This window comes from Vibrio sp. MACH09, assembly GCF_033238805.1.
GTDB lineage: Bacteria > Pseudomonadota > Gammaproteobacteria > Enterobacterales > Vibrionaceae > Vibrio.
This window is the reverse complement of record NZ_BSFZ01000002.1, coordinates 495,402-514,255: the sequence shown is the minus strand read 5'-3', so window position 1 is coordinate 514,255 and position 18,854 is coordinate 495,402. Positions and strand designations below refer to the sequence as shown.

Here is an 18,854-nt window from a genome sequence, read left to right as displayed (position 1 = left end):
ATCAACAACACGACATAGGTCCGTGCACGAAAATTAAATGTTTAAATTAAAAATCTTATGCTGGTACTGATTGCTTTAACGGATAACCATTAATCCGTTGATGATGATCAGTACCACGCTAGGAAACTCAGGATTTAAACCAACCCGCGACTTTTCCTAGCAAAGAGGTTGGTTCACTTTTTACAGCCGATTCGTTTACCGAGGATGCTGTTTGTGGTGCGGGAGTCGCTTGCGATGTCGGCTCTTCATCTTCACTCTGCTCATCAAAAATCGTTAAGATTTCGTCTGCGCTAGAGGCGTTAAGAACAGCTTCACGTACATCATCATCAACCAAAGTAGACGTTAGTGCGGTAAGCAAGTGCATATGAGTTGAACCTGCTTCTGCGTTTGGAATGGCAATCAGGAAAATAAGATTCACATCTTCTTCATCATCATCTTCATCGATACCCGGCCACTTAACATCTTCTGCTAACGTGGCAACAGCAAACGCGGCTTCTTTCACTGCGTCAGTTTTACCGTGCGGAACTGCCAACCCTTCACCTAAAGCGGTAGCGCCATGCGCTTCACGTGCATATACCGCTTCTAAGTACTCGTCCAGATCGTGCAGCTTACCTTGTTGATTAAGTTGTTCTGCAAGTGCTCTGATCGCCTCATCTCGACTGTTAAATGTCATTTTAATGTTGATAAGCGATGCATCAGTAATTGTGGTTAGTTTCATGGCCTTGTCTCACCGTCATGGAAATAAGTATGATGACGCGTTGGTCACTCGTTAGTTTAAACCAAGCTTATCATCAGCAATGAATTAATAATACAACCATTAATACAAATTAATTGTGATCAACGCCTCAAATTGACCCTAATTTGTATTGCTTTTGTATTGATTTATTTTGCTGCGCCTGTCGCCGCAGCAACGATTGATTCCCTTTGTAAAAGGATTTGTTATTCACAAACGCTGTCGTTCTATGATCTATAGAACTAAAAAAATCCAAGCACTTTGAAAGTACTTGGATTGATATCTTTCTGAAAAGTAGAACCCGCAGCCAAAGGTTGAATCTCTTACTTAACCTAAGAATTCGGTATTCACTGAAAAATGAATACCGAAGAACATCTTTGTTTAAGCTTGGCTTTGAACTTGTTTTTGAACTTTTTTACCCTCTTTGCTCATCATCTTCAGGCCAATAGTGATAATCATTGAGACAGCAATACCTATTGCGAAGTAAGCCAACCATGTCAAAGGTTCACTGATGACTGGCAACATAAATACCGCACCACCCGCTACTGTACCTATGGTAATTTTTGATGACAGGATAAGGCCAGATGCAACACCACCACCAATCATATGAGCCGGGATGATACGCATTGGATCTTTAACTGCGTAAGGGATTGCACCTTCCGTAATTCCACAGAAACCTAAGATTGCTGTAGATGGGCCGGCAAGACGGTCTTCCTCGTCGAAAAAGCGTTTAAAGACAAATGACATAATACCTAATGACATACCTGGGATACATTTCGCGGCAGTAAATGCTGCGTAGAAAATAGATGCATCACCAGCAAAGCTGCCACTTGTACCAACACCGATACAGAACATGTAAGCCGCTTTGTTAACTGGCCCACCCATATCGAAACAAGCCATTGCACCAAGGATGAAGCCCAGAATCAGAAGGTTGTTGGTGCCCATTGATGTCAACCACTCCACTAAACCAGAGTTTAGCGTTGCGAAAAACTTACCAGGACCTGCATACATGAAGATGAGAGTTAACACACCCGCTAGCAGTGGTGTGATGATAATCATCTTAACCGACTCCAGCACTGCGGGAACTTTTATCTGACGAACAAGCATAACGAATAACGCTGCTGCTGCACCCGCGACTAACCCCCCAAGAAATCCCCCCGTCATAATGGAGATTTTACCGAAACTACCACCAACAGCGACGAAACCACCTACAAAACCAGGGGCAAGACCGGGTTTACCAACCATACCGTAAGCGGTAAATGCTGCCAGTACACAGATTAATAAGGGGTTAAATGCTTTTAACGTACTGTAGTACAGGAAGTGAACAATGCCTTGAAAAGAAGCTTCAAACTCAGCCTTTGCTGCAGGCTCTGCAATCGCAGCATAAACTTCTTTCTTAATGGCACCAATTTCGCTATTTGCTAACCCTTCTGCCGCATTAAGAATGCCTAGGTCAGCATAAGTTTTGCCAGTGTATTCAGTGAGAATCGCTTCATCATAAAGGTGAGTATAATCGTAGCCAAAGAATAGGTTTAATAGACCTACACAAAGACCACCGATTATGACAAGAGGGATGATGTGAGATACGCCTGAAAGTGCGCCTTTGTACCAACTTTTCAAGAACTTAACAACCATGTTGTCATTGTCTTCTTCTTGTTGAGTAAATTCGTTAGTCGCCGACGCTGCCGGAGCTTTCTTCTCCCCGCCATCCGCTTGAATTTTTTGCTCTAACGCATCAATCATCTGGTCAGCTTTTTTAATCCCGTCTTTCACTTTACCTTGAACAGAAATTAGACCTTCAAAACGCTCCACTTCCGCCACTCCAACATCCGTTGCGAAAATAATGCCCGAGGCTTCAGCAATATCTTGTGCAGTAATACGATCATCAATACCGTTTGCACCTTGCTTTTCTACTTTGATTTCATAACCGCGTGCTTTTGCCTTTTTCTCTAAGGTTTTGGCCGCCATATAAGTATGAGCGACCCCAGCGGTACATGCAGTAATGGCTAAGATTTTCATCTTGTTATCCTTTATCTCATCTCTCTACAGTCTAGAAGTAAATGTGCAGTCATTGATCATCCTTTCAACTCTTCTTTCCAAGGCCACACATTTATTTCGGAATAATATGAGTCGGTGTTTTCTTACTCATTGAATATATAATCGCACCATTTTTTCTAATCATCCGTGACAACACTCACACAAAACGGATCTTTTGTATTAAATTTGTATTAATTAATATGAATACAACAACACCAGAAAAAGAAAACAATATTAAAACAACTCAGAAAAACATCATGACCACGCATAACCAATTGTAATATATAAAATTATATAAGCACACCAACAGAAAAAGCCTTTATTTCCTTTCTAAAAAGATAGAAAAAGCCTGCTACCATGCTTAACAGTTTTAATCTGTTCAGAGGAAATCAAAACAAAATTACCGAAACTCAACCTCTAATTTTCTTGATCATAACGTTTTGTAGTAACAAATAGTAGACAACTATGAAAACAGTAAACATCCGATCACATGCTAGATAAATGGCGCTCACGACTATGCATTGAGACTTTTTAACTAAATGATTTAATTTAAGTTGTGTTATTACCATTAATTTGTATTATGTCTACTGATTACCAATTAGACCGCTCAAGTAACCTGCCACAATGAAAGAGGTAACCATGGCAAGACTTCCGATGTATCGCCAGATTGCCGATGCCATTAGAGAAAAAATCACTGAAGGTGAGTACAAAGTAGGTGAAGCACTGCCTACCGAAGCTCAATTAAGGGAAGTATTTTCCGTTAGTCGAGTTACCGTAAGGCAAGCACTAAAACTGCTGATAGAAAATGATGAACTAGAGAGTGTCCAAGGAAGTGGGACCTATGTAAAGTCGAGCAAAATCAATTACGATATCTATCAACAATCGAGTTTCAATGAAAAATGGGCGCACCTTAATGTTGCCACCCATAGTGACGTGCTCGCCTTTGAGATCACTCTACCTAGCTTAACCATCGCAGAACACCTAAATATCGATGAAAGTGAGCGTATATTTTACATTAGGCGAGTGCGTTTTATCGCCGACAACCCTATCACGGTTGAAGAGACATGGATGCCACTAAACCTGTTTCCTGATCTTAGCTATGAAGTAATGCGAAACTCAAAGTATGACTATATTGAGAAACAAAAAGGGTTAGTCATTGACAGAAGTGAGCAAGAAATCGTGCCTATTTTACCCGATAGCAGTATCGCCTCCTTATTGGGTATCGATGCGTCACAACCCATAATAGAGAAACGGACCCGTGGTTATCTTGCTGACGGTACTGTCTTTGAATATAGCCGCAATTTCTTTAAGTCGACAGATTACAAGTTCACCTTAATTGCTAAGCGGCACAATAACTAATACAAATTGAACACAAAAAAGACCAACATCATGTTGGTCTTTTTTATCATATTTAGAAGTAACTCATCACTATCTAAATTTAATGCCCATTAACTAAAGTTGAGTTGCTCTTTTAGTTCACTGGCCAGAGTAATTACTTTTGGTCCAAATATAACTTGAATGCCTTTTTCCATCCGCACGACACCCATTGCTCCGAGTTGCTTCTTCCAAACATCATCAGACGCTGTTAAAGAATCATCAATCAAGGAGACTCTCAATCGAGTGGCGCAGTTGGCGACATTTTCGATATTTGCTTCACCACCAAGAGCTTCAATTATGTCTGCCGCTAGCTTGGATTTATCATTTTGATCTTTCGCTTTAAAGTCACTCTTTGAGTACAAGGTTACATCTTCACCTTCATCTTCACGACCTGGCGTTTTTGACTTGAACTTCAAGATAAAGTACTTGAAGGTGAAAAAGTACACAACAAAGTAAAGAGGTACTAACCACAGCAGTGACCAAGCATGGACTTTTTGCGGTTGCAGCAAGTTAGGCACCATAAACAACCACTGGTTACCATGAATGGAAACATTGGTCATTTCAGTTAGAACATACGCCAAACCATTTAGAGGCACGTGCACAGCAAAGTACAAGAAAGGCTGAACAAACAAGAAGGTATACTCTAACGGTTCAGTAATACCAATTACCGCGGCAGTAAATACTGCTGGGATCATAATCGCAGCGACTTTCTTACGGTTCTCAGGTCGAGAAGTAACATACATCGCGTAGGCCGCACCAACTAGGCCACCAGACTGAATAAGAATACGTCCGCTGGTAAAGTTATGAGTGATGTAACCCAATGCGTCAGGCGAGCTCATTTGGCCGTTCATGATGTTACGAACACCTTCGTATACCACACCATCAATTTCCATTACACCACCAACACGAGTGTACTCGATAGGGAAGGCAATAAGGTGGTGCAGACCAACAGGTAGTAACCCTTTGTCAAACACACCAAATAGGAATGAACCAAATAGACCAGAACTGGTAATTAACCCTGTTACTGACTGAAGCGCACCAGCGATTGGAGGCCATGCGTAGTAAACAACCAAGCTAATTGGCATAACGGCAAAGTAACCGAAGATCACTACAGCACGTGGGCCAGAGAAGAAGCTCAGCATGGTTGGCATTTCAAATTTATAGAAACGGTTGTGTAGCCACGCCGTAATACAGCCCATTAAGATACCGCTAAAGATACCCATGTTGTAACTAAATACACCTAAGCTTTCACCCCATAGAGAGTTAAAATTCTGTGCATCTGGCGTTTCCATACCAAAATCAGCAACTAAAGATTGAACACTTGTTGTTTCTTGAGTCCAGCCATTAAATGCCGCAATGGAGCCTATAGCTACGTTAAAACACATAAACATGGTGAAGCCGGTAAATGCCGCCCAACCCTTCTCCGATTTTGCGAGAGCAAATGCCAAGCCAATGGCAAAGAAAGGAGGTAAGTTTCTCATTACCATTAGACCTAAATCGAGCATTAGCTTAAAGAATGCCCATATAACCGAGTCAGAAGATGACATCTGGTTAATAATACCTGCTCCAACCCCAATAAATATCCCCGCGATAACCAATACGATGATTGATACCATCATACCGCCAGCAAGTGCTTGAACCTTATCTCTCATAATTTACTCCTAAAGTGATATGAGAACTTTCACGTATATTGAAAATGCTTTTTTTAATGACTCAATACGAAGCCGTTCGTTTGGCTCATGTACGTTTGTTTTGTCGCCGGAAAAAGTAGGGCCAAATGCAACACCATTCTGTAACGAACGAGCATAAGAGGCCGCTCGCTTACTAAAACAGTGTGCTTCAACACCCATAACATCCAAGTAGGCTTTTTCCATTGATCGGATAAGTGAACTTTCGGGAGAGAGGTAAGATAGAGGTAAGTACTGATGTTCAGTCCAATTCACTTCATACTGTTTAGACAATAATTGAAGTTGGGATCGAATCGACTCAATCGTCAGGCCTTTAGGATACCGAAAGTCAAAATCCACACTAAATGTTTGTTGATCCATATTGATGGCTGAGACACAACAGGTTGTCGAACCCATCTCATCGTCAATATGATTTAAACCTAACTTTGACCCATTCGATGATGCTGCAAATAGATCATCTAACAGTGAGATTAAATTTTTGGCGTTATGGTCTAAATACTCAACCCCACGCAATACGTTAACCATTTTATCCATACAATTTGACGTATTTTGTGGGTTTCGGGATTTCTCCCATGGCGTTTTTAAACTTACCGAGACCGTATTATCTAAAGTGTGCATATCAATAACACCGTTCGGAAATAGTTTGGCCACGTCCTCGGCCATACTGCCTGCAAGAATCAACTCTAACTTGTGACAGGTGGATGTTCTGTCACGTTCGCTAATGATGCTTATGATTCTGCATAATGCTTCTTCACTAGGCTTGCTACACTGCCCAGAGAATGAAGAATATAAGATGCCAGATTCTCCGTTAACGATTGGGAAGTCGCCATCGGGAGAAAATGCATAATCAGGTTGGGGCTGTGTCTTGAAGTAATGCTCGATACATTCCCAAGTGGTCTCTTCAGCACCACCAACAATAATTCTGATTTTTTTGTCTAGCGGTAACTGCTGCTCTTTAAACAACTTAAGCAGATATAAACTAGCAATCAGAGGACCTTTATTGTCTGTGGTTCCTCGACCATAAATGAAGCCCTGTTTTTCTACTACTTGATACGGAGGAGTGTTCCATAGGGAGTGATCCTCAGCGGAAACTACATCAATATGGTGAAGTATGGCGATCTCTTGCTCACCCTCTCCATAACTAATATCAATAGCATAGCCATTATGGTCTTCAACCTGAAAACCCATCGCTGAAGCCATCGCAATCAGTTTGTCGAATGCTTGACGAATGGGTTTTCCAAATGGGGCCAAGTCACAACGAGTAGACTCTTCTCGTACCGAAGCAACGGCGACAAGAGTGGAAATATCGTTAACAATATTGTCTCTATTCTTTTCAAAATAGTGTTGACTCAATTGCGTGAATTCATCCATAACCATCATCTACTCATTATGCTCGTTAATCTGTGTCATTACTCAGTCACAGAAACCCATTCCACACCGTTGTCATCAGAAAAAGCCATAAAATCGGCTTTTCGATGAGCAAAAATGCCGTTTTCAACAACACCCGGAATGGTATTAAGTTGCCACTCCAAGTCGGCGCTATTACCAAATGGTAAACCTGATGTGTCTAAGATGATATTACCATTATCCGTCACACAATCCGCACGCTGTACAGGGTTACCACCAAGTTGTTGCAAGGCTTCAACAGCTGATGCACGACCTGCAGGAAGAACCTCAATTGGCAGAGGGAATGTACCCAGTTTCTCAACCTTACGGCCTTGATCTGCGATGGTAATAAACACATTAGATTGCGTGGCTAGAATTTTCTCTCTAGCCAGTGCAGCACCACCACCTTTAATCGTCGCACCTTCCATTGTTCCTTCATCAATACCATCGATGTAGAAGTCAACAGAACTGCACTCAGATAAAGGCTGTTCATTAAGAGCCAAAGCTTGTATCGCTTTGCTTGAACGCTCCGAACTTGAAACGCAATAAGCAAAATCCGCTCGACTCTCTACTAACAAGGTTAAGAACACTTCCACCGTGGCTCCGGTACCCACACCAATGACACTCGATGGGGTTAAGTGATCAAGCAAATAGTCTAATGCCACTGTGGCGGACTTTTCGCGTAAACACGTCGTGGTTACATTAGAAAAATAGTGTGATTTAGCCATTATTTTTGTCCAATACTGCCTGCGCTTTAGATACAACATTATCAACGGTAAAGCCGTATAGTTCGAACAGTTGATCCGCCGGAGCAGACTCACCAAAAGTGGTCATTGCCACGATGTCACCATCCAAACCAACGTACTTGTACCAGTAATCTTTAATGCCTGCTTCAATCGCCAAACGACAATGTACGCCGGAAGGTAATACCGACTCTTTATATTCTGCGCTCTGCTTATCAAAGGCATCAGTACAAGGCATAGAAACCACTCTCACCTCAATACCTTTTTCAGCGAGTACTTGTTTCGCTTGCATCGCTAAGTTCACTTCAGAACCTGTGGCGATAATAATAAGCTCAGGTTCACCACCACAGTCAGATAGAACATATCCCCCTCGGGCAACGTTACTTAATGTCTGTTGATCTCGGTCGAACTGAGGCAGATTTTGACGAGAGAAAATAAGCGATGTCGGGCCATCTACGCGCCCTACAGCGTATTTCCAAGCAACCGCGGTTTCTACTTGGTCACAAGGTCGCCATGTGCTCATGTTTGGCGTTAGTCGTAGTGAAGAGATTTGCTCAATAGGCTGATGCGTTGGGCCATCTTCACCGAGTCCGATGGAGTCATGAGTGTAAACAAAGATGGCTCTTTGCTTCATCAAAGACGCCATACGCAAAGCATTTTTTGCGTACTCCATGAACATCAGGAATGTTCCGCCGTAAGGGATAAACCCACCATGCAACGCCATACCATTCATCATTGCTGACATCGCGAACTCACGTACACCATAGCTAAGGTAATTACCTGATGCATCAGCAGTAGTAATCGCTTTTGAGCCGGTCCAGTTAGTTAAGTTGGACGGTGTTAAATCTGCAGAGCCACCAAAAAACTCAGGAAGCATAGGTGCAAAAGCTTCTAAAGCATTTTGCGACGCTTTTCTGCTAGCAATGTTTTGTGGATTTTGTTGTAAATCAGCAATCACTTTTTCACTGATGCTTGACCACTCTTCCGGTAACGATTTATTGGTTCGGCGGGTAAACTCTTTTGCTAACTCAGGGAATGCTTGTTGATAAGCGGTAAACAGCTCTTGCCATTCGCTTTCAGATTGCGCCCCTTGTTCCTTAGCATCCCACTCGCTGTATACCTCAGCAGGAATTTCAAATTCGGCATGCGGCCATTCTAGCTGCTGACGAACCAACTTAACTTCATCTGCCCCTAGCGGAGCTCCGTGACAGTCATGGCTGCCTGATTTATTTGGAGAGCCATAACCAATCACAGTTTTACAACAGATCAAGGTAGGTCGATTTTCATCTAGCTTAGCCGTTGCAATAGCTTCAGATATCGCATTAGCGTCATGGCCATCTACGTTGGCAAGTACTTGCCAACCGTACGCTTCAAATCGTTTAGGGGTATCGTCAGAGAACCAACCATCAACTTCACCGTCGATAGAGATACCGTTGTCATCCCAAAAGGCGATCAGTTTACCTAAACCTAGTGTTCCTGCGAGTGAGCAAGCTTCATGCGAAATACCTTCCATCATGCAACCATCACCCATAAAGACATAAGTATGGTGATCAACAATGTTGTAGGTTTCGCGGTTAAACTGCTCAGCCAGAACCTTCTCAGCCAATGCCATACCAACACCGTTGGTAATACCTTGGCCTAGTGGACCTGTTGTTGTTTCAATACCCGGAGCATAACCATACTCAGGATGACCCGCTGTTTTGCTGTGCAGCTGACGGAAAGATTTAATATCATCAATGGAGAGCTCATAACCGGACAAATGCAATAAGCTGTAAATCAGCATTGAGCCGTGACCATTAGATAAGATAAATCTATCTCTGTTAGGCCATTCAGGATTAGTTGGATTGTGCTTTAAGAAATCACGCCATAATACTTCAGCGATATCTGCCATTCCCATAGGAGCGCCAGGGTGACCAGAAGCGGCTTTTTCAACCGCATCCATGCTCAGTACGCGAATAGCATTGGCTAATTTAGAACGATTCATCATGATAACTCCTACAGACGATCAGCGATCATGGCTTCAAGCTTGCCCTGATCCACAGCGAAGTTACGAATGCCTTCTGACAGTTTTTCTGTTGCCATAGGGTCTTGATTCATCTGCCAGCGGAATTCTGGCTCAGTCATTGCTGCAGGTGCTGCGAGAATGTTCTCGCGTTTGCCGTCCAACTTAAGATCCACTTGACCTTCGGACTCAGCAAGTTGGTCTAGTAGTGCCGGACCTATGGTCAAACGGTCACAACCAGCTAACGCTAGTACTTCATCAATGTTACGGAAGCTTGCACCCATCACCACGGTTTGGTAACCATGATCTTTGTAATAATTGTAGATTTCGCTTACCGATACCACGCCAGGATCTTGATCCGCGGGGTAAGATTTGTTTTCTGTATTTGCACAGTACCAGTCAAGAATTCGTCCAACAAATGGCGAAATTAGAAACACGCCGGCTTCTGCACACGCTTTTGCTTGAGCGAAATTAAACAGTAAAGTTAAGTTACAGTTAATGCCTTCTTTCTCTAACTCTTTTGCTGCACAAATCCCTTCCCACGTTGCCGCAAGTTTAATCAGAATACGGTCATTGCTGATGCCAGCTTTGTTGTACATAGCAATCAATTTACGTGCTTTGGTAAGGCTTTGCTCTTTATCAAATGATAAACGTGCGTCCACTTCTGTTGAAATTCGACCCGGTACCAGCTTTAAAATTTCTAACCCAATGTTTACTGCCAACTTGTCTGCTGCATCGATAACTTGTTGTTCTGGCTTGTCACTCTGTTCTTTAGCCCATCCTACTGCTTGTTCAATAAGATGATCATACTGAGGCATCTCTGCCGCTTTTAGTACCAAAGAAGGGTTAGTTGTTGCATCTTCTGGTGTAAAAGCTGAAATAGCATCAATGTCACCGGTATCAGCGACGACGGTTGTATATGCTTTAAGCTGTTGCAGTTTGTTCATTTTTTTCTCTCGTTAAATTCTGTTACTAGTTCCGTCAACGTTAGCTCAGCCATTGAGCCTAATACTTTATCCGCCGCAGAAAGATCTAAATGGCGAGTTAAGAAGTTGCTGACTGCTACTGTGGTAATTTTCGCGGACTTCGCTGCCGTAATTCCCGTGGGTGAATCTTCGAATGCTAGAGCGCGATCGGCATCGATTCCTAACTGATTAAGTGCTTCAATATAGACATCAGGTTGCGGTTTTCTTCTTTGCAGCTCAATTTGATCCGCACCTACAAAGCAATCAAAAAAACCACACAACCCTAAGCGATCCAGTATTGGTAGGTAGTGCTCTTCTTCGGAGCTGGTCGCTAATGCAATCTTCCAGCCTTGCTGTTTGGCAAAAGTAAGGTAATCTCGACCCCCTTCTCTCGCCTCTGATTGCGCAATAAGTTGATAGGCTTTATCTAAAAGCAATGCGGTAATGTCTTGATCCGATATGTCACTCGCCGTTGCTTGACGATACGATGCATAAAGATCGGTAGCTGGCACTGAATTTCCAACCAGGCCAGCTACCATAAGCGGCGACACCTCAATATTGTATGGTGACAACAGAGCTTCCCAGGCTCTAAACATACAAGTTTCGGTATCGACTACAAGGCCATCAAAATCAAAGATCAATCCTTGAATATCCGTGTTCAAAAGCCCCTCTCTACCTGACTCATTGATCTCTGGATAATCGACGTTCACTCTGCTTTTCATGGCTTGATCCTATGATTGAATCTGACTAGGCAAAACTGGCTTTTAACATTGCTTGCATCTCTATCCCACTTGTTGTCGGAAGATCAAAAGCAAAAATAGGCAAAAGCGCATCAAGTTCTTGTTCTGTCACACCAACCTGACTCAAGCTGGTCTCTAAACCAATTGATTGCAGGAATTGCGAAACATAACCGGAGAGTGATTCTGCTTTCTCTTCGACGCTGCCAGTGGCACCAAATAGTTCCGCTACTTTGGCGAAACGCTCTGGTTGTTTACGCCATTGCTCAGATAGATACGCAGGGTAGACCACCGCTAGAGTAAGCCCGTGAGGCAATTGTGTTTTAACGCTGCCTAGTATTTCACCCATTGGATGCGGTGCTCCGGCACCACCATTTGCTAGTGAGATACCAGCATAAGTGTCTGCCATTGCCAGTTTGTTGCGACCTTCTATGTCTGCACCATTTTCAACAACAGCAGGCAGTGTCTCGACGATAAGCTTCATCGCTTGCAGAGCCATGCTATCGACAAATGGAGACGGTCTATTGCCCACGAATGACTCAAAGGCATGAGAAAATGCATCGAATCCGGTCATAGCCGTCATTCTGGCTGGCAGTGTTAGCATTAATTCAGGATCGATAACGGCTTGTTTTGGAAAGAATGATGGGTGAAATAACGTCAGCTTTGCGTGCTGTTCAGTGTCAGTAATCACTGCCGCATGAGTGACTTGCGACCCTGTTCCCGATGTTGTCGGTACGGCGATTAAAGGCAGAACATCTGCTGGTAACGTTTTAATCTCACCAAATGGCTTATCAAAATTTTCAAACCAAAATGACCACTCGATCTGGTCGAGATTAGTCGCGGCTGAAATGATTTTTGCAGTATCTATCGAGGATCCTCCCCCGATAGCTAATACCACATCACACTGTGCCTCTCTCGCCATCTTGCACCCAGCTTCAACGACTTCTGTAGGAGGGTTAGGAACAACACCATCAAAATGCGTTATCTCTATCCCTTGCTGAGTTAAGTTGTGAAAGATGCCATCATAAGCTGGTTTTACAGCCGCAAATACAGGTTCAGAGACAACAAGGCATCGGCTTCCCCACAGAGCAACAACTTGGCCAATGTTATTAATTTCTCCTGCACCAAAATGCAAAATGGTGGGTTGATGATGATTAAATCCTGTCATGTTCTTTCCTGTTTTTTTAACGCTAATCCAGCTGGTTGTTACAACAGTTAGAATTAGCGTTGATGATTGTGTACAAATCAATGACCCTATAGGTCAGTAACTAGGGTCTGTTGATCTTTCGAGAACAAATTTTGTTCAATCTGAAAGCGGTTTGAGCAAGGCATGAGGAGAGCAGCATAGTTATTCTATGTAAACGACTCATAACACAGCTCAAGGCGTTTTCAGATGAACCTTTCGGGCAGCGTTTGTTGCAAAAATAGTCGCGAAAGATCAACAGACCCTAATAAGAGAATTAAGCACCTTGCTCAGCGGCTACTTTCTCTTCTGCTTCGTCCAGTGCTGCACGGAAATCACGAACTCCCGCAGTAATGCCATCTTCATGGCCAAAGATATTGGTTGATGCAACCATTACATCGATATCTTCTTTTAGCAGTGGCTCAAGGTTGTAGTTACGAATGCCGCCGTCAACACACAACTCACAATCAGGGTTGCGCTCATTGATCAACTCTCTTGCTTCACGAATCATAGTGATCGCTGATTCACGCCATAACCACTCATCATTATTTACACCGTGGATAACTAAATGCAGTCTGTCCAAGTAGTAGATCGCTTCTTTGATGAATGAAACTGGCGTAAAGCAACCAACGGTTAGACCAAATTTCATGTTGTAGTCACGGCAATACTTCATCATGTAAGCAAGAGGAGCACCAATAAAGTGTTCAGCTGGAAGAATCAGCATATCCGCACCCGCAGCTGCAATTTTCTCAACGAACAGGCGATCACAATCTTTAAAGTATGCGTGTACTTCAATCGGCTTCTTAGTATATGGACGAATGCCTTCAACGATTTGGTGACCACCCATCAATTGCAGGTTTTTCAAGTCATGCATATCTGCCGCATCACAGTGGATATAATCCGCACCAGCATCTGACACTTCTTTCACAACATCAGCGATGTGGCCATAATCAACATGCGCTAGACCCGCTGCAATTTTTACTTTTTTCATGGTATTTCCTTAATAATTAATAGGATGGTTGATACGTTCTGGTGTTCTCTAGCGTGATATAGCGTAGATACTGACCAATGCCACAACCGTTGTTATCTGTAACAATAAGATTTGCTTTTCGTTTAAGAGACGGGCTGGCGTTTTTCATCGCCACTGGCTCTCCAACAGCATCAAACATAGATATGTCGTTGTCACCGTCACCAAAAGCAACAACTTGGGTAGCCGGTATGGCGATTTGCTGTAGCCAAATCCCAACAGCTCTACCTTTAGATGCCTGTACTGAAGTAATATCGAGTTTATTTGGTGTAGAAAGATCTGCCTGAAGATGCTGCTGTAAGCCATCTCTTAATGAGCAGAGTTGTGCTTTGTCATCACTAAATGCCAGTACTTTATAAACATCACCGACTTGCGTGAGCAATTCCGTTAAATCTGCAATCACTTCAATTGAAATATCAGCCTGTACTGCAGAGGCTTTCTCTCTCAAGTAGTTAAGGTGGTTTGATTCAGCGTAGGAAAAAACGCCGCGACTAGAGTAGATGGTGAATCCTACCTTCTTTGCATCAAGGTCTTGCAACAAAAGACACAACAGATCAATCTCAATAGGGTGAGAATCAATCACTTGCTCTTTGATAGGGTCATAGACATAAGCACCGTTACAACATATAAGCGGCTCTGTAATACCTAATGATGTTGCATAAGGCTGCATTAGAGTGTGAGGCCTGCCACTGGCTAGAGCAATTTTGTAGCCATCATCAATCGCAGAACGAATAGCAATCGTATTCACTTCATTAATTTGATCGTCATCGCTTAGCAGTGTTCCATCTAAGTCAAATACAAATGCTTGGTAGTCCATCTCATTCCGCCCTCTTAGTGACCTGTTATTGATATTAAATGGTCACAAGGCGTCATGTAAAGTCAAATCACTTCACGAATGACACTTAATGTGTCATTAATCACACTTTTATCGCCAAAAAGATTCATAACAAGTCAAAAAACAAATATATTTGCCAAAAAAGTCAAAAGAGGTCAAAATAGGTCAAGAATTTTCATAGGTGTCAGGTTTAATAGATGAACGAAGTACAGCGCCAAGAAACGCTACTGGATTATTTAAGCAGTAATCAATTTATATCTACTTCTGAATATGTAGATATGCTCAATATTTCTTTATCTACTGCTCGTAGAGACATAACTAAACTTGCGGGTGAAGGCCGGTTAATAAAGTTACGTAATGGTGCGCGTTCTAGTGATGATAAGAACACGTTTGAATCTCATACTCCAACGACATTTATTCCGCTTATTACTGATATTGAAAATTACTCAGCTAAAAAAAGAATTGCTCAAGCAGCAGCAGGATTATGCGATGAGCAAGATAGTATTGTGGTCAGTGGCAGTAACACCACGTTTCTCATGAGTGAGTTTCTTGCCAATAGGGATATTCAGGTAATCACTAACTTCATGCCTTTGGCTTATCAGCTTATTCAGCAAGGGCACCAAAATATTATTATTTTGGGAGGGCAATACATCGGTGAGCGACAAATTACCATTTCACCAGATAAAGAAGCCGCTGATGATCTAAAAAGTCGATTTGTCTTTTTTACAGGAACAGGTATATCCAACGCCGGAGTTCATACATCGGATCTCTTAGTGTATATGGCAGAGCGAAAACTACTGCAGTATGGCGATAGGCTGGTGGCTGTGGCAGAAGGCTCTAAAATAGGTAAACATGGAGGAAAGTTATTGGTACCAACTGAACAGTTGGACACATTAATTACTGACTCAAGCGCAGATCCAGATGTGCTCAATGCTCTAAAAGAGAAAGGCGTTAAGATCATTATTACTCAGTAGAAGTTATGACGTTATTTTTAGTCTGTTAAGGTTTACCCCTAAGCTTCTGTAGATTAAAACCTATCCCTCAATCACTAAATTGCAGCTGAACAGGCTGCTTTTTTGATCCCGCTTGAGAACCGTTTCTCAAATTCCAAATATAAGCAGGCGCAGAACTGGCACATTCATCACAAACAATGTGCAACTCTTCTCCTTCATTTCCCCATACCGGCTTTAGTAATTCATAGGACAATTTTTCAGAGCCGCAAAAAGGACAGGCTTTATTTCTCATGATTCAATCCCAAAAATGAAAGTACACCAAATAACATTAACAAGGCATCCATTTGAGTTAAATAAAACGCCGTTTTATACCGTACGGTTTATTTTAACGAGATCGAACATAATCGCAAGAGTTATGTGTGATTCAAACAATATATACTCAAGTGACCTTTTTCTGTCTCACTAAACAAAAAAAGCCCCTCGAAGAAGAGGGGCAAAGTACCATCGCTAGTTATTATAGTTAGATGCCAGTAAACTCGTTAAGGTGACAAAGTTAACCAAAGTCACCATTCACATAGCCTTGCGTTCTGTCATCTTGAGGATTGGTAAATATATGATGGGTATCATTATGCTCGACCAACTCTCCCATGAGAAAGAATGCTGTACGATCAGATATACGGCGTGCTTGCTGCATTGAGTGGGTGACTATCACAATGGTGTAGTCTTTCTTTAACTCTTCCATTAACTCTTCAATTTTGTGTGTTGCGATAGGATCCAGTGCCGATGTAGGCTCATCCATTAAGATCACGTCTGGCTCCATTGCGATAGTTCTAGCAATACACAGTCGCTGCTGTTGTCCACCAGATAGTCCGAAAGCATGTGATTTTAAACGATCTTTGACTTCGTCCCACAACGCGGCTCCACGGAGTGATTTCTCTACCACTGAATCAATATGCTTTTTGTCCTTTATGCCTTGTGCTCTTAAACCGTAAGCCACATTTTCGTAAATACTCATAGGAAACGGATTCGGTTTTTGAAAAACCATACCAACTTTGATGCGCAGATCGGCAACATCGATATTGCCATAGACATCCGTTCCATCCATCTCTAAGGTGCCGTTAATCTTTACACCTTCAATGAGATCATTCATACGATTTAAACAGCGTAGCAATGTCGATTTTCCACAACCCGACGGGCCAATTAACGCCGTGACCTGACGTGTTGGTATTGGTAAGTTAATCGACTTTAATGCTTGATTGTCACCGTAAAAAAGATCTAAGTTTTCAATATTAAATTTGTTCATATTCTTCATCTCTGCATTCTTGTTATCGTGCAACATCAGCATTAATACGTTGCGGTATTAAATCGTCTAGCAATTAATTTTGTGGTCATATTGATCAATAACACCACGACAATAAGCACGGTGGCGGTTCCATATGCTTGGTTCCACTCATCAATGGTGAACAACTCTGTGGTCAATTTATACAAATGAACCGTCAAAGTTCGACCTGAATCAAGCAATGATTCTGGCACTCGAGCCACCATACCAGCAGTTAGGAAGACCGGCGCAGACTCTCCAATAACACGACCAATACTTAAGATGATCGAGGTAATAATTCCCGGCATTGCACTTGGCAAGATTAAACGCCAGATAGTGTATATTTTTGATGACCCAAGCGCATACGACCCTTCACGATAGCTGGGTGGGACAGCCATCAACGCTTCTTCTGTCGTTCTTATGATGACAGGTAAGATCAAAATACTTAATGTCAATGCACCCGATAATATTGAGAAACCTAAGCCAAGAATGGCGACAAAAAAAGTCATACCAAACAAACCAAAAATAATCGAGGGTATGCCCGCCAGCGACTCAGTACAAAAACGAATCACCTTAACAAAGCGACTGCCGACTTTGGCATATTCAGTGAGGTAGATGGCCGTCATAATTCCAAGTGGCGCGGCAACCGCGATAGAGGCGATGACCATGTAAATGGTTGCCACTATCATAGGGAAAATGCCCTTCTCTTTGCCTGTAGCCGTGTAATTGTCAGTAATAAAATTCCAGTCAACGAACTTCAGCCCGTTCGATAAAATGTACCAAATTATCCAGAATAGGAAACCCACGGTTAATCCAGCAGCCAACCAGATAAGTCCCTTTAATATCGAGTCTTTAAACTGGCGAGCTTGTTTCAACTTTACTGTGTCCATATTATCTCGCCTTCTGTCGGTTTAAATATAACAACGCGGCATTTAACATCATGATAAATACCAGCAAGACCACCCCTGTGGCGTAAAGCGCATTTGCATGGACTCCACTGGCATATGACATCTCAATAGCAATGTTCGCGGTTAAGGTACGAGCTGAATCCAAAATGCCTTCAGGCATAGCTGGAGCGTTCCCCATGACCATAATAATAGCCATCGTTTCACCTAGCGCACGACCAATGCCTAAAATCACGCCAGTCATAATACCTGAGCGAGCAGCGGGAACGAGCAACTTAAATATGGTGAAGATTTGTGAGGCACCGAGTGCTAATGAGCCTTCTTTATAAGAACGAGGAACAGCACGTATCGAGGTTTCTGAAACGGTAATGACCGTTGGTAAAATCATCACACCTAAAACAATAATTCCCGCCAGAATGGTATTCCCTGCCGGCACTGAAAAGATATTTTGAATTAGAGGAACAATAATGACTAAACCGAAGAAACCATAGACAACGGAAGGGATTCCCGCCAATAGTTCAACCGCAGGGCGAATGATATCTGCAAGTCGTTTCGGGGCGATTTCTGCAATAAAAATAGCCGTTAATACACCAATGGGAACCCCCACCAGCACAGCACCAAATGTGGAGACAATAGAAGCCACAATCATGGTATATACACCGTAAAGTGCTGGAGGCAACCAGTCTCGACCTAATACGATGTTAGAAACTCCCGCTTCTTGAAAAGCAGGAATACTCTCTTTCACTATATAGTAAGCAATGATTGATAGGGACAATATCCCTATAACAGCACTGCACAAAAATAATCCATGAAAAATACGCTCTCGCCAGTCTACGCCCTTATGGGTGCGTAAGCCGTTGGGCTTTTCCATGTTAGCTGAACTTTCACTATTCGTTGCGATGGTCATAGCAATCTCACAATTTAATATCGTGGTATTGAAAAAGCTCAGTTCTAAATAGGCGAAC

Annotated in this window: 16 protein-coding genes and 1 pseudogene; 2 read left to right on the top strand and 15 right to left on the bottom strand. The window is 42.5% G+C overall.

The features are described 5' to 3' along the window. Positions 1-241 precede the first annotated feature (241 nt). Together CHJ_RS17535 and CHJ_RS17530 are read right to left on the bottom strand one after the other, a co-directional pair. Positions 242-718: pseudogene (locus CHJ_RS17535) on the bottom strand (fructose PTS transporter subunit IIA); the annotation flags it as partial. Positions 719-1,114: 396 nt separating this feature from the next. Further along, positions 1,115-2,752: a PTS fructose transporter subunit IIC gene (locus tag CHJ_RS17530; RefSeq protein WP_317918448.1), complete on the bottom strand. Its 1,638-nt coding sequence runs from the start codon at positions 2,750-2,752 to the stop codon at positions 1,115-1,117. A gap of 657 nt (positions 2,753-3,409) precedes the next feature. Between CHJ_RS17530 and CHJ_RS17525 the strand changes: the two genes are divergently transcribed. After that, complete coding sequence (locus CHJ_RS17525) at positions 3,410-4,129, top strand: GntR family transcriptional regulator (protein WP_317918447.1); 720 nt, start codon at positions 3,410-3,412, stop codon at positions 4,127-4,129. A gap of 89 nt (positions 4,130-4,218) precedes the next feature. On the opposite strand, the gene CHJ_RS17520 is transcribed toward CHJ_RS17525, so the two are convergent. The 9 genes from CHJ_RS17520 to CHJ_RS17480 form a co-directional block, all read right to left on the bottom strand. Further along, positions 4,219-5,799: a PTS transporter subunit EIIC gene (locus CHJ_RS17520; protein ID WP_317918446.1), complete on the bottom strand. Its 1,581-nt coding sequence runs from the start codon at positions 5,797-5,799 to the stop codon at positions 4,219-4,221. Between the two features lie 9 nt (positions 5,800-5,808). Beyond that, on the bottom strand, positions 5,809-7,212 hold the full coding sequence (locus CHJ_RS17515) for a Sapep family Mn(2+)-dependent dipeptidase (RefSeq protein ID WP_317919206.1): 1,404 nt from the start codon (positions 7,210-7,212) through the stop codon (positions 5,809-5,811). Between the two features lie 32 nt (positions 7,213-7,244). Further along, the gene (rpiA, locus tag CHJ_RS17510) at positions 7,245-7,949 is read right to left on the bottom strand and encodes a ribose-5-phosphate isomerase RpiA (protein ID WP_171753358.1); all 705 of its coding nucleotides are present in this window, start codon (positions 7,947-7,949) and stop codon (positions 7,245-7,247) included. Beyond that, positions 7,942-9,951, bottom strand: coding sequence for a transketolase (gene tkt, locus CHJ_RS17505; RefSeq protein ID WP_317918445.1), 2,010 nt, complete (start codon positions 9,949-9,951; stop codon positions 7,942-7,944). The genes rpiA and tkt overlap by 8 nt, the downstream gene beginning before the upstream one ends. An 8-nt stretch (positions 9,952-9,959) precedes the next feature. After that, positions 9,960-10,913 (bottom strand): transaldolase, encoded by a 954-nt coding sequence (gene tal, locus CHJ_RS17500; protein ID WP_171753356.1) that lies wholly within the window; start codon positions 10,911-10,913, stop codon positions 9,960-9,962. Next, on the bottom strand, positions 10,910-11,653 hold the full coding sequence (locus tag CHJ_RS17495) for an HAD family hydrolase (protein WP_317918444.1): 744 nt from the start codon (positions 11,651-11,653) through the stop codon (positions 10,910-10,912). Before CHJ_RS17495 ends, tal begins: the two co-directional genes overlap by 4 nt. Positions 11,654-11,678: 25 nt before the next feature. Beyond that, positions 11,679-12,836, bottom strand: coding sequence for an iron-containing alcohol dehydrogenase (locus CHJ_RS17490; RefSeq protein ID WP_317918443.1), 1,158 nt, complete (start codon positions 12,834-12,836; stop codon positions 11,679-11,681). 292 nt (positions 12,837-13,128) lie between these two features. Further along, entirely contained in the window at positions 13,129-13,842 is a 714-nt protein-coding gene (locus CHJ_RS17485) for a ribulose-phosphate 3-epimerase (RefSeq protein ID WP_171753353.1), read from the bottom strand. A 16-nt stretch (positions 13,843-13,858) separates the two neighbouring features. Beyond that, the gene (locus CHJ_RS17480; RefSeq protein ID WP_171753352.1) at positions 13,859-14,695 is read right to left on the bottom strand and encodes an HAD family hydrolase; all 837 of its coding nucleotides are present in this window, start codon (positions 14,693-14,695) and stop codon (positions 13,859-13,861) included. 215 nt (positions 14,696-14,910) lie between these two features. Here CHJ_RS17480 and ulaR point away from each other — a divergent pair, with 215 nt between their 5' ends. Then, on the top strand, positions 14,911-15,687 hold the full coding sequence (ulaR, locus tag CHJ_RS17475; protein ID WP_317918442.1) for an HTH-type transcriptional regulator UlaR: 777 nt from the start codon (positions 14,911-14,913) through the stop codon (positions 15,685-15,687). A gap of 67 nt (positions 15,688-15,754) precedes the next feature. Here ulaR and CHJ_RS17470 read toward each other — a convergent pair whose 3' ends face one another. From CHJ_RS17470 to pstC, 4 genes are all read right to left on the bottom strand, one after another. Further along, positions 15,755-15,958, bottom strand: a complete 204-nt coding sequence (locus CHJ_RS17470; RefSeq protein WP_171753350.1) for a hypothetical protein — start codon at positions 15,956-15,958, stop codon at positions 15,755-15,757. 261 nt (positions 15,959-16,219) lie between these two features. Further along, entirely contained in the window at positions 16,220-16,969 is a 750-nt protein-coding gene (gene pstB, locus CHJ_RS17465) for a phosphate ABC transporter ATP-binding protein PstB (RefSeq protein ID WP_216613398.1), read from the bottom strand. Between the two features lie 41 nt (positions 16,970-17,010). After that, complete coding sequence (gene pstA, locus CHJ_RS17460; protein WP_171753349.1) at positions 17,011-17,874, bottom strand: phosphate ABC transporter permease PstA; 864 nt, start codon at positions 17,872-17,874, stop codon at positions 17,011-17,013. 1 nt (position 17,875) lies between these two features. Beyond that, on the bottom strand, positions 17,876-18,796 hold the full coding sequence (gene pstC, locus CHJ_RS17455; RefSeq protein ID WP_317918441.1) for a phosphate ABC transporter permease subunit PstC: 921 nt from the start codon (positions 18,794-18,796) through the stop codon (positions 17,876-17,878). Between the last annotated feature and the right edge of the window lie 58 nt (positions 18,797-18,854).

Bases quoted from the DNA above. Each gene is read 5' to 3' on its own strand.
- CHJ_RS17530 (WP_317918448.1), bottom strand. From the start codon at position 2,752: ATGAAAATCTTAGCCATTACTGCATGTACCGCTGGGGTCGCTCATACT.
- CHJ_RS17525 (WP_317918447.1), top strand. From the start codon at position 3,410: ATGGCAAGACTTCCGATGTATCGCCAGATTGCCGATGCCATTAGAGAA.
- CHJ_RS17520 (WP_317918446.1), bottom strand. From the start codon at position 5,799: ATGAGAGATAAGGTTCAAGCACTTGCTGGCGGTATGATGGTATCAATC.
- CHJ_RS17515 (WP_317919206.1), bottom strand. From the start codon at position 7,212: ATGGTTATGGATGAATTCACGCAATTGAGTCAACACTATTTTGAAAAG.
- rpiA (WP_171753358.1), bottom strand. From the start codon at position 7,949: ATGGCTAAATCACACTATTTTTCTAATGTAACCACGACGTGTTTACGC.
- tkt (WP_317918445.1), bottom strand. From the start codon at position 9,951: ATGATGAATCGTTCTAAATTAGCCAATGCTATTCGCGTACTGAGCATG.
- tal (WP_171753356.1), bottom strand. From the start codon at position 10,913: ATGAACAAACTGCAACAGCTTAAAGCATATACAACCGTCGTCGCTGAT.
- CHJ_RS17495 (WP_317918444.1), bottom strand. From the start codon at position 11,653: ATGAAAAGCAGAGTGAACGTCGATTATCCAGAGATCAATGAGTCAGGT.
- CHJ_RS17490 (WP_317918443.1), bottom strand. From the start codon at position 12,836: ATGACAGGATTTAATCATCATCAACCCACCATTTTGCATTTTGGTGCA.
- CHJ_RS17485 (WP_171753353.1), bottom strand. From the start codon at position 13,842: ATGAAAAAAGTAAAAATTGCAGCGGGTCTAGCGCATGTTGATTATGGC.
- CHJ_RS17480 (WP_171753352.1), bottom strand. From the start codon at position 14,695: ATGGACTACCAAGCATTTGTATTTGACTTAGATGGAACACTGCTAAGC.
- ulaR (WP_317918442.1), top strand. From the start codon at position 14,911: ATGAACGAAGTACAGCGCCAAGAAACGCTACTGGATTATTTAAGCAGT.
- CHJ_RS17470 (WP_171753350.1), bottom strand. From the start codon at position 15,958: ATGAGAAATAAAGCCTGTCCTTTTTGCGGCTCTGAAAAATTGTCCTAT.
- pstB (WP_216613398.1), bottom strand. From the start codon at position 16,969: ATGAACAAATTTAATATTGAAAACTTAGATCTTTTTTACGGTGACAAT.
- pstA (WP_171753349.1), bottom strand. From the start codon at position 17,874: ATGGACACAGTAAAGTTGAAACAAGCTCGCCAGTTTAAAGACTCGATA.
- pstC (WP_317918441.1), bottom strand. From the start codon at position 18,796: ATGACCATCGCAACGAATAGTGAAAGTTCAGCTAACATGGAAAAGCCC.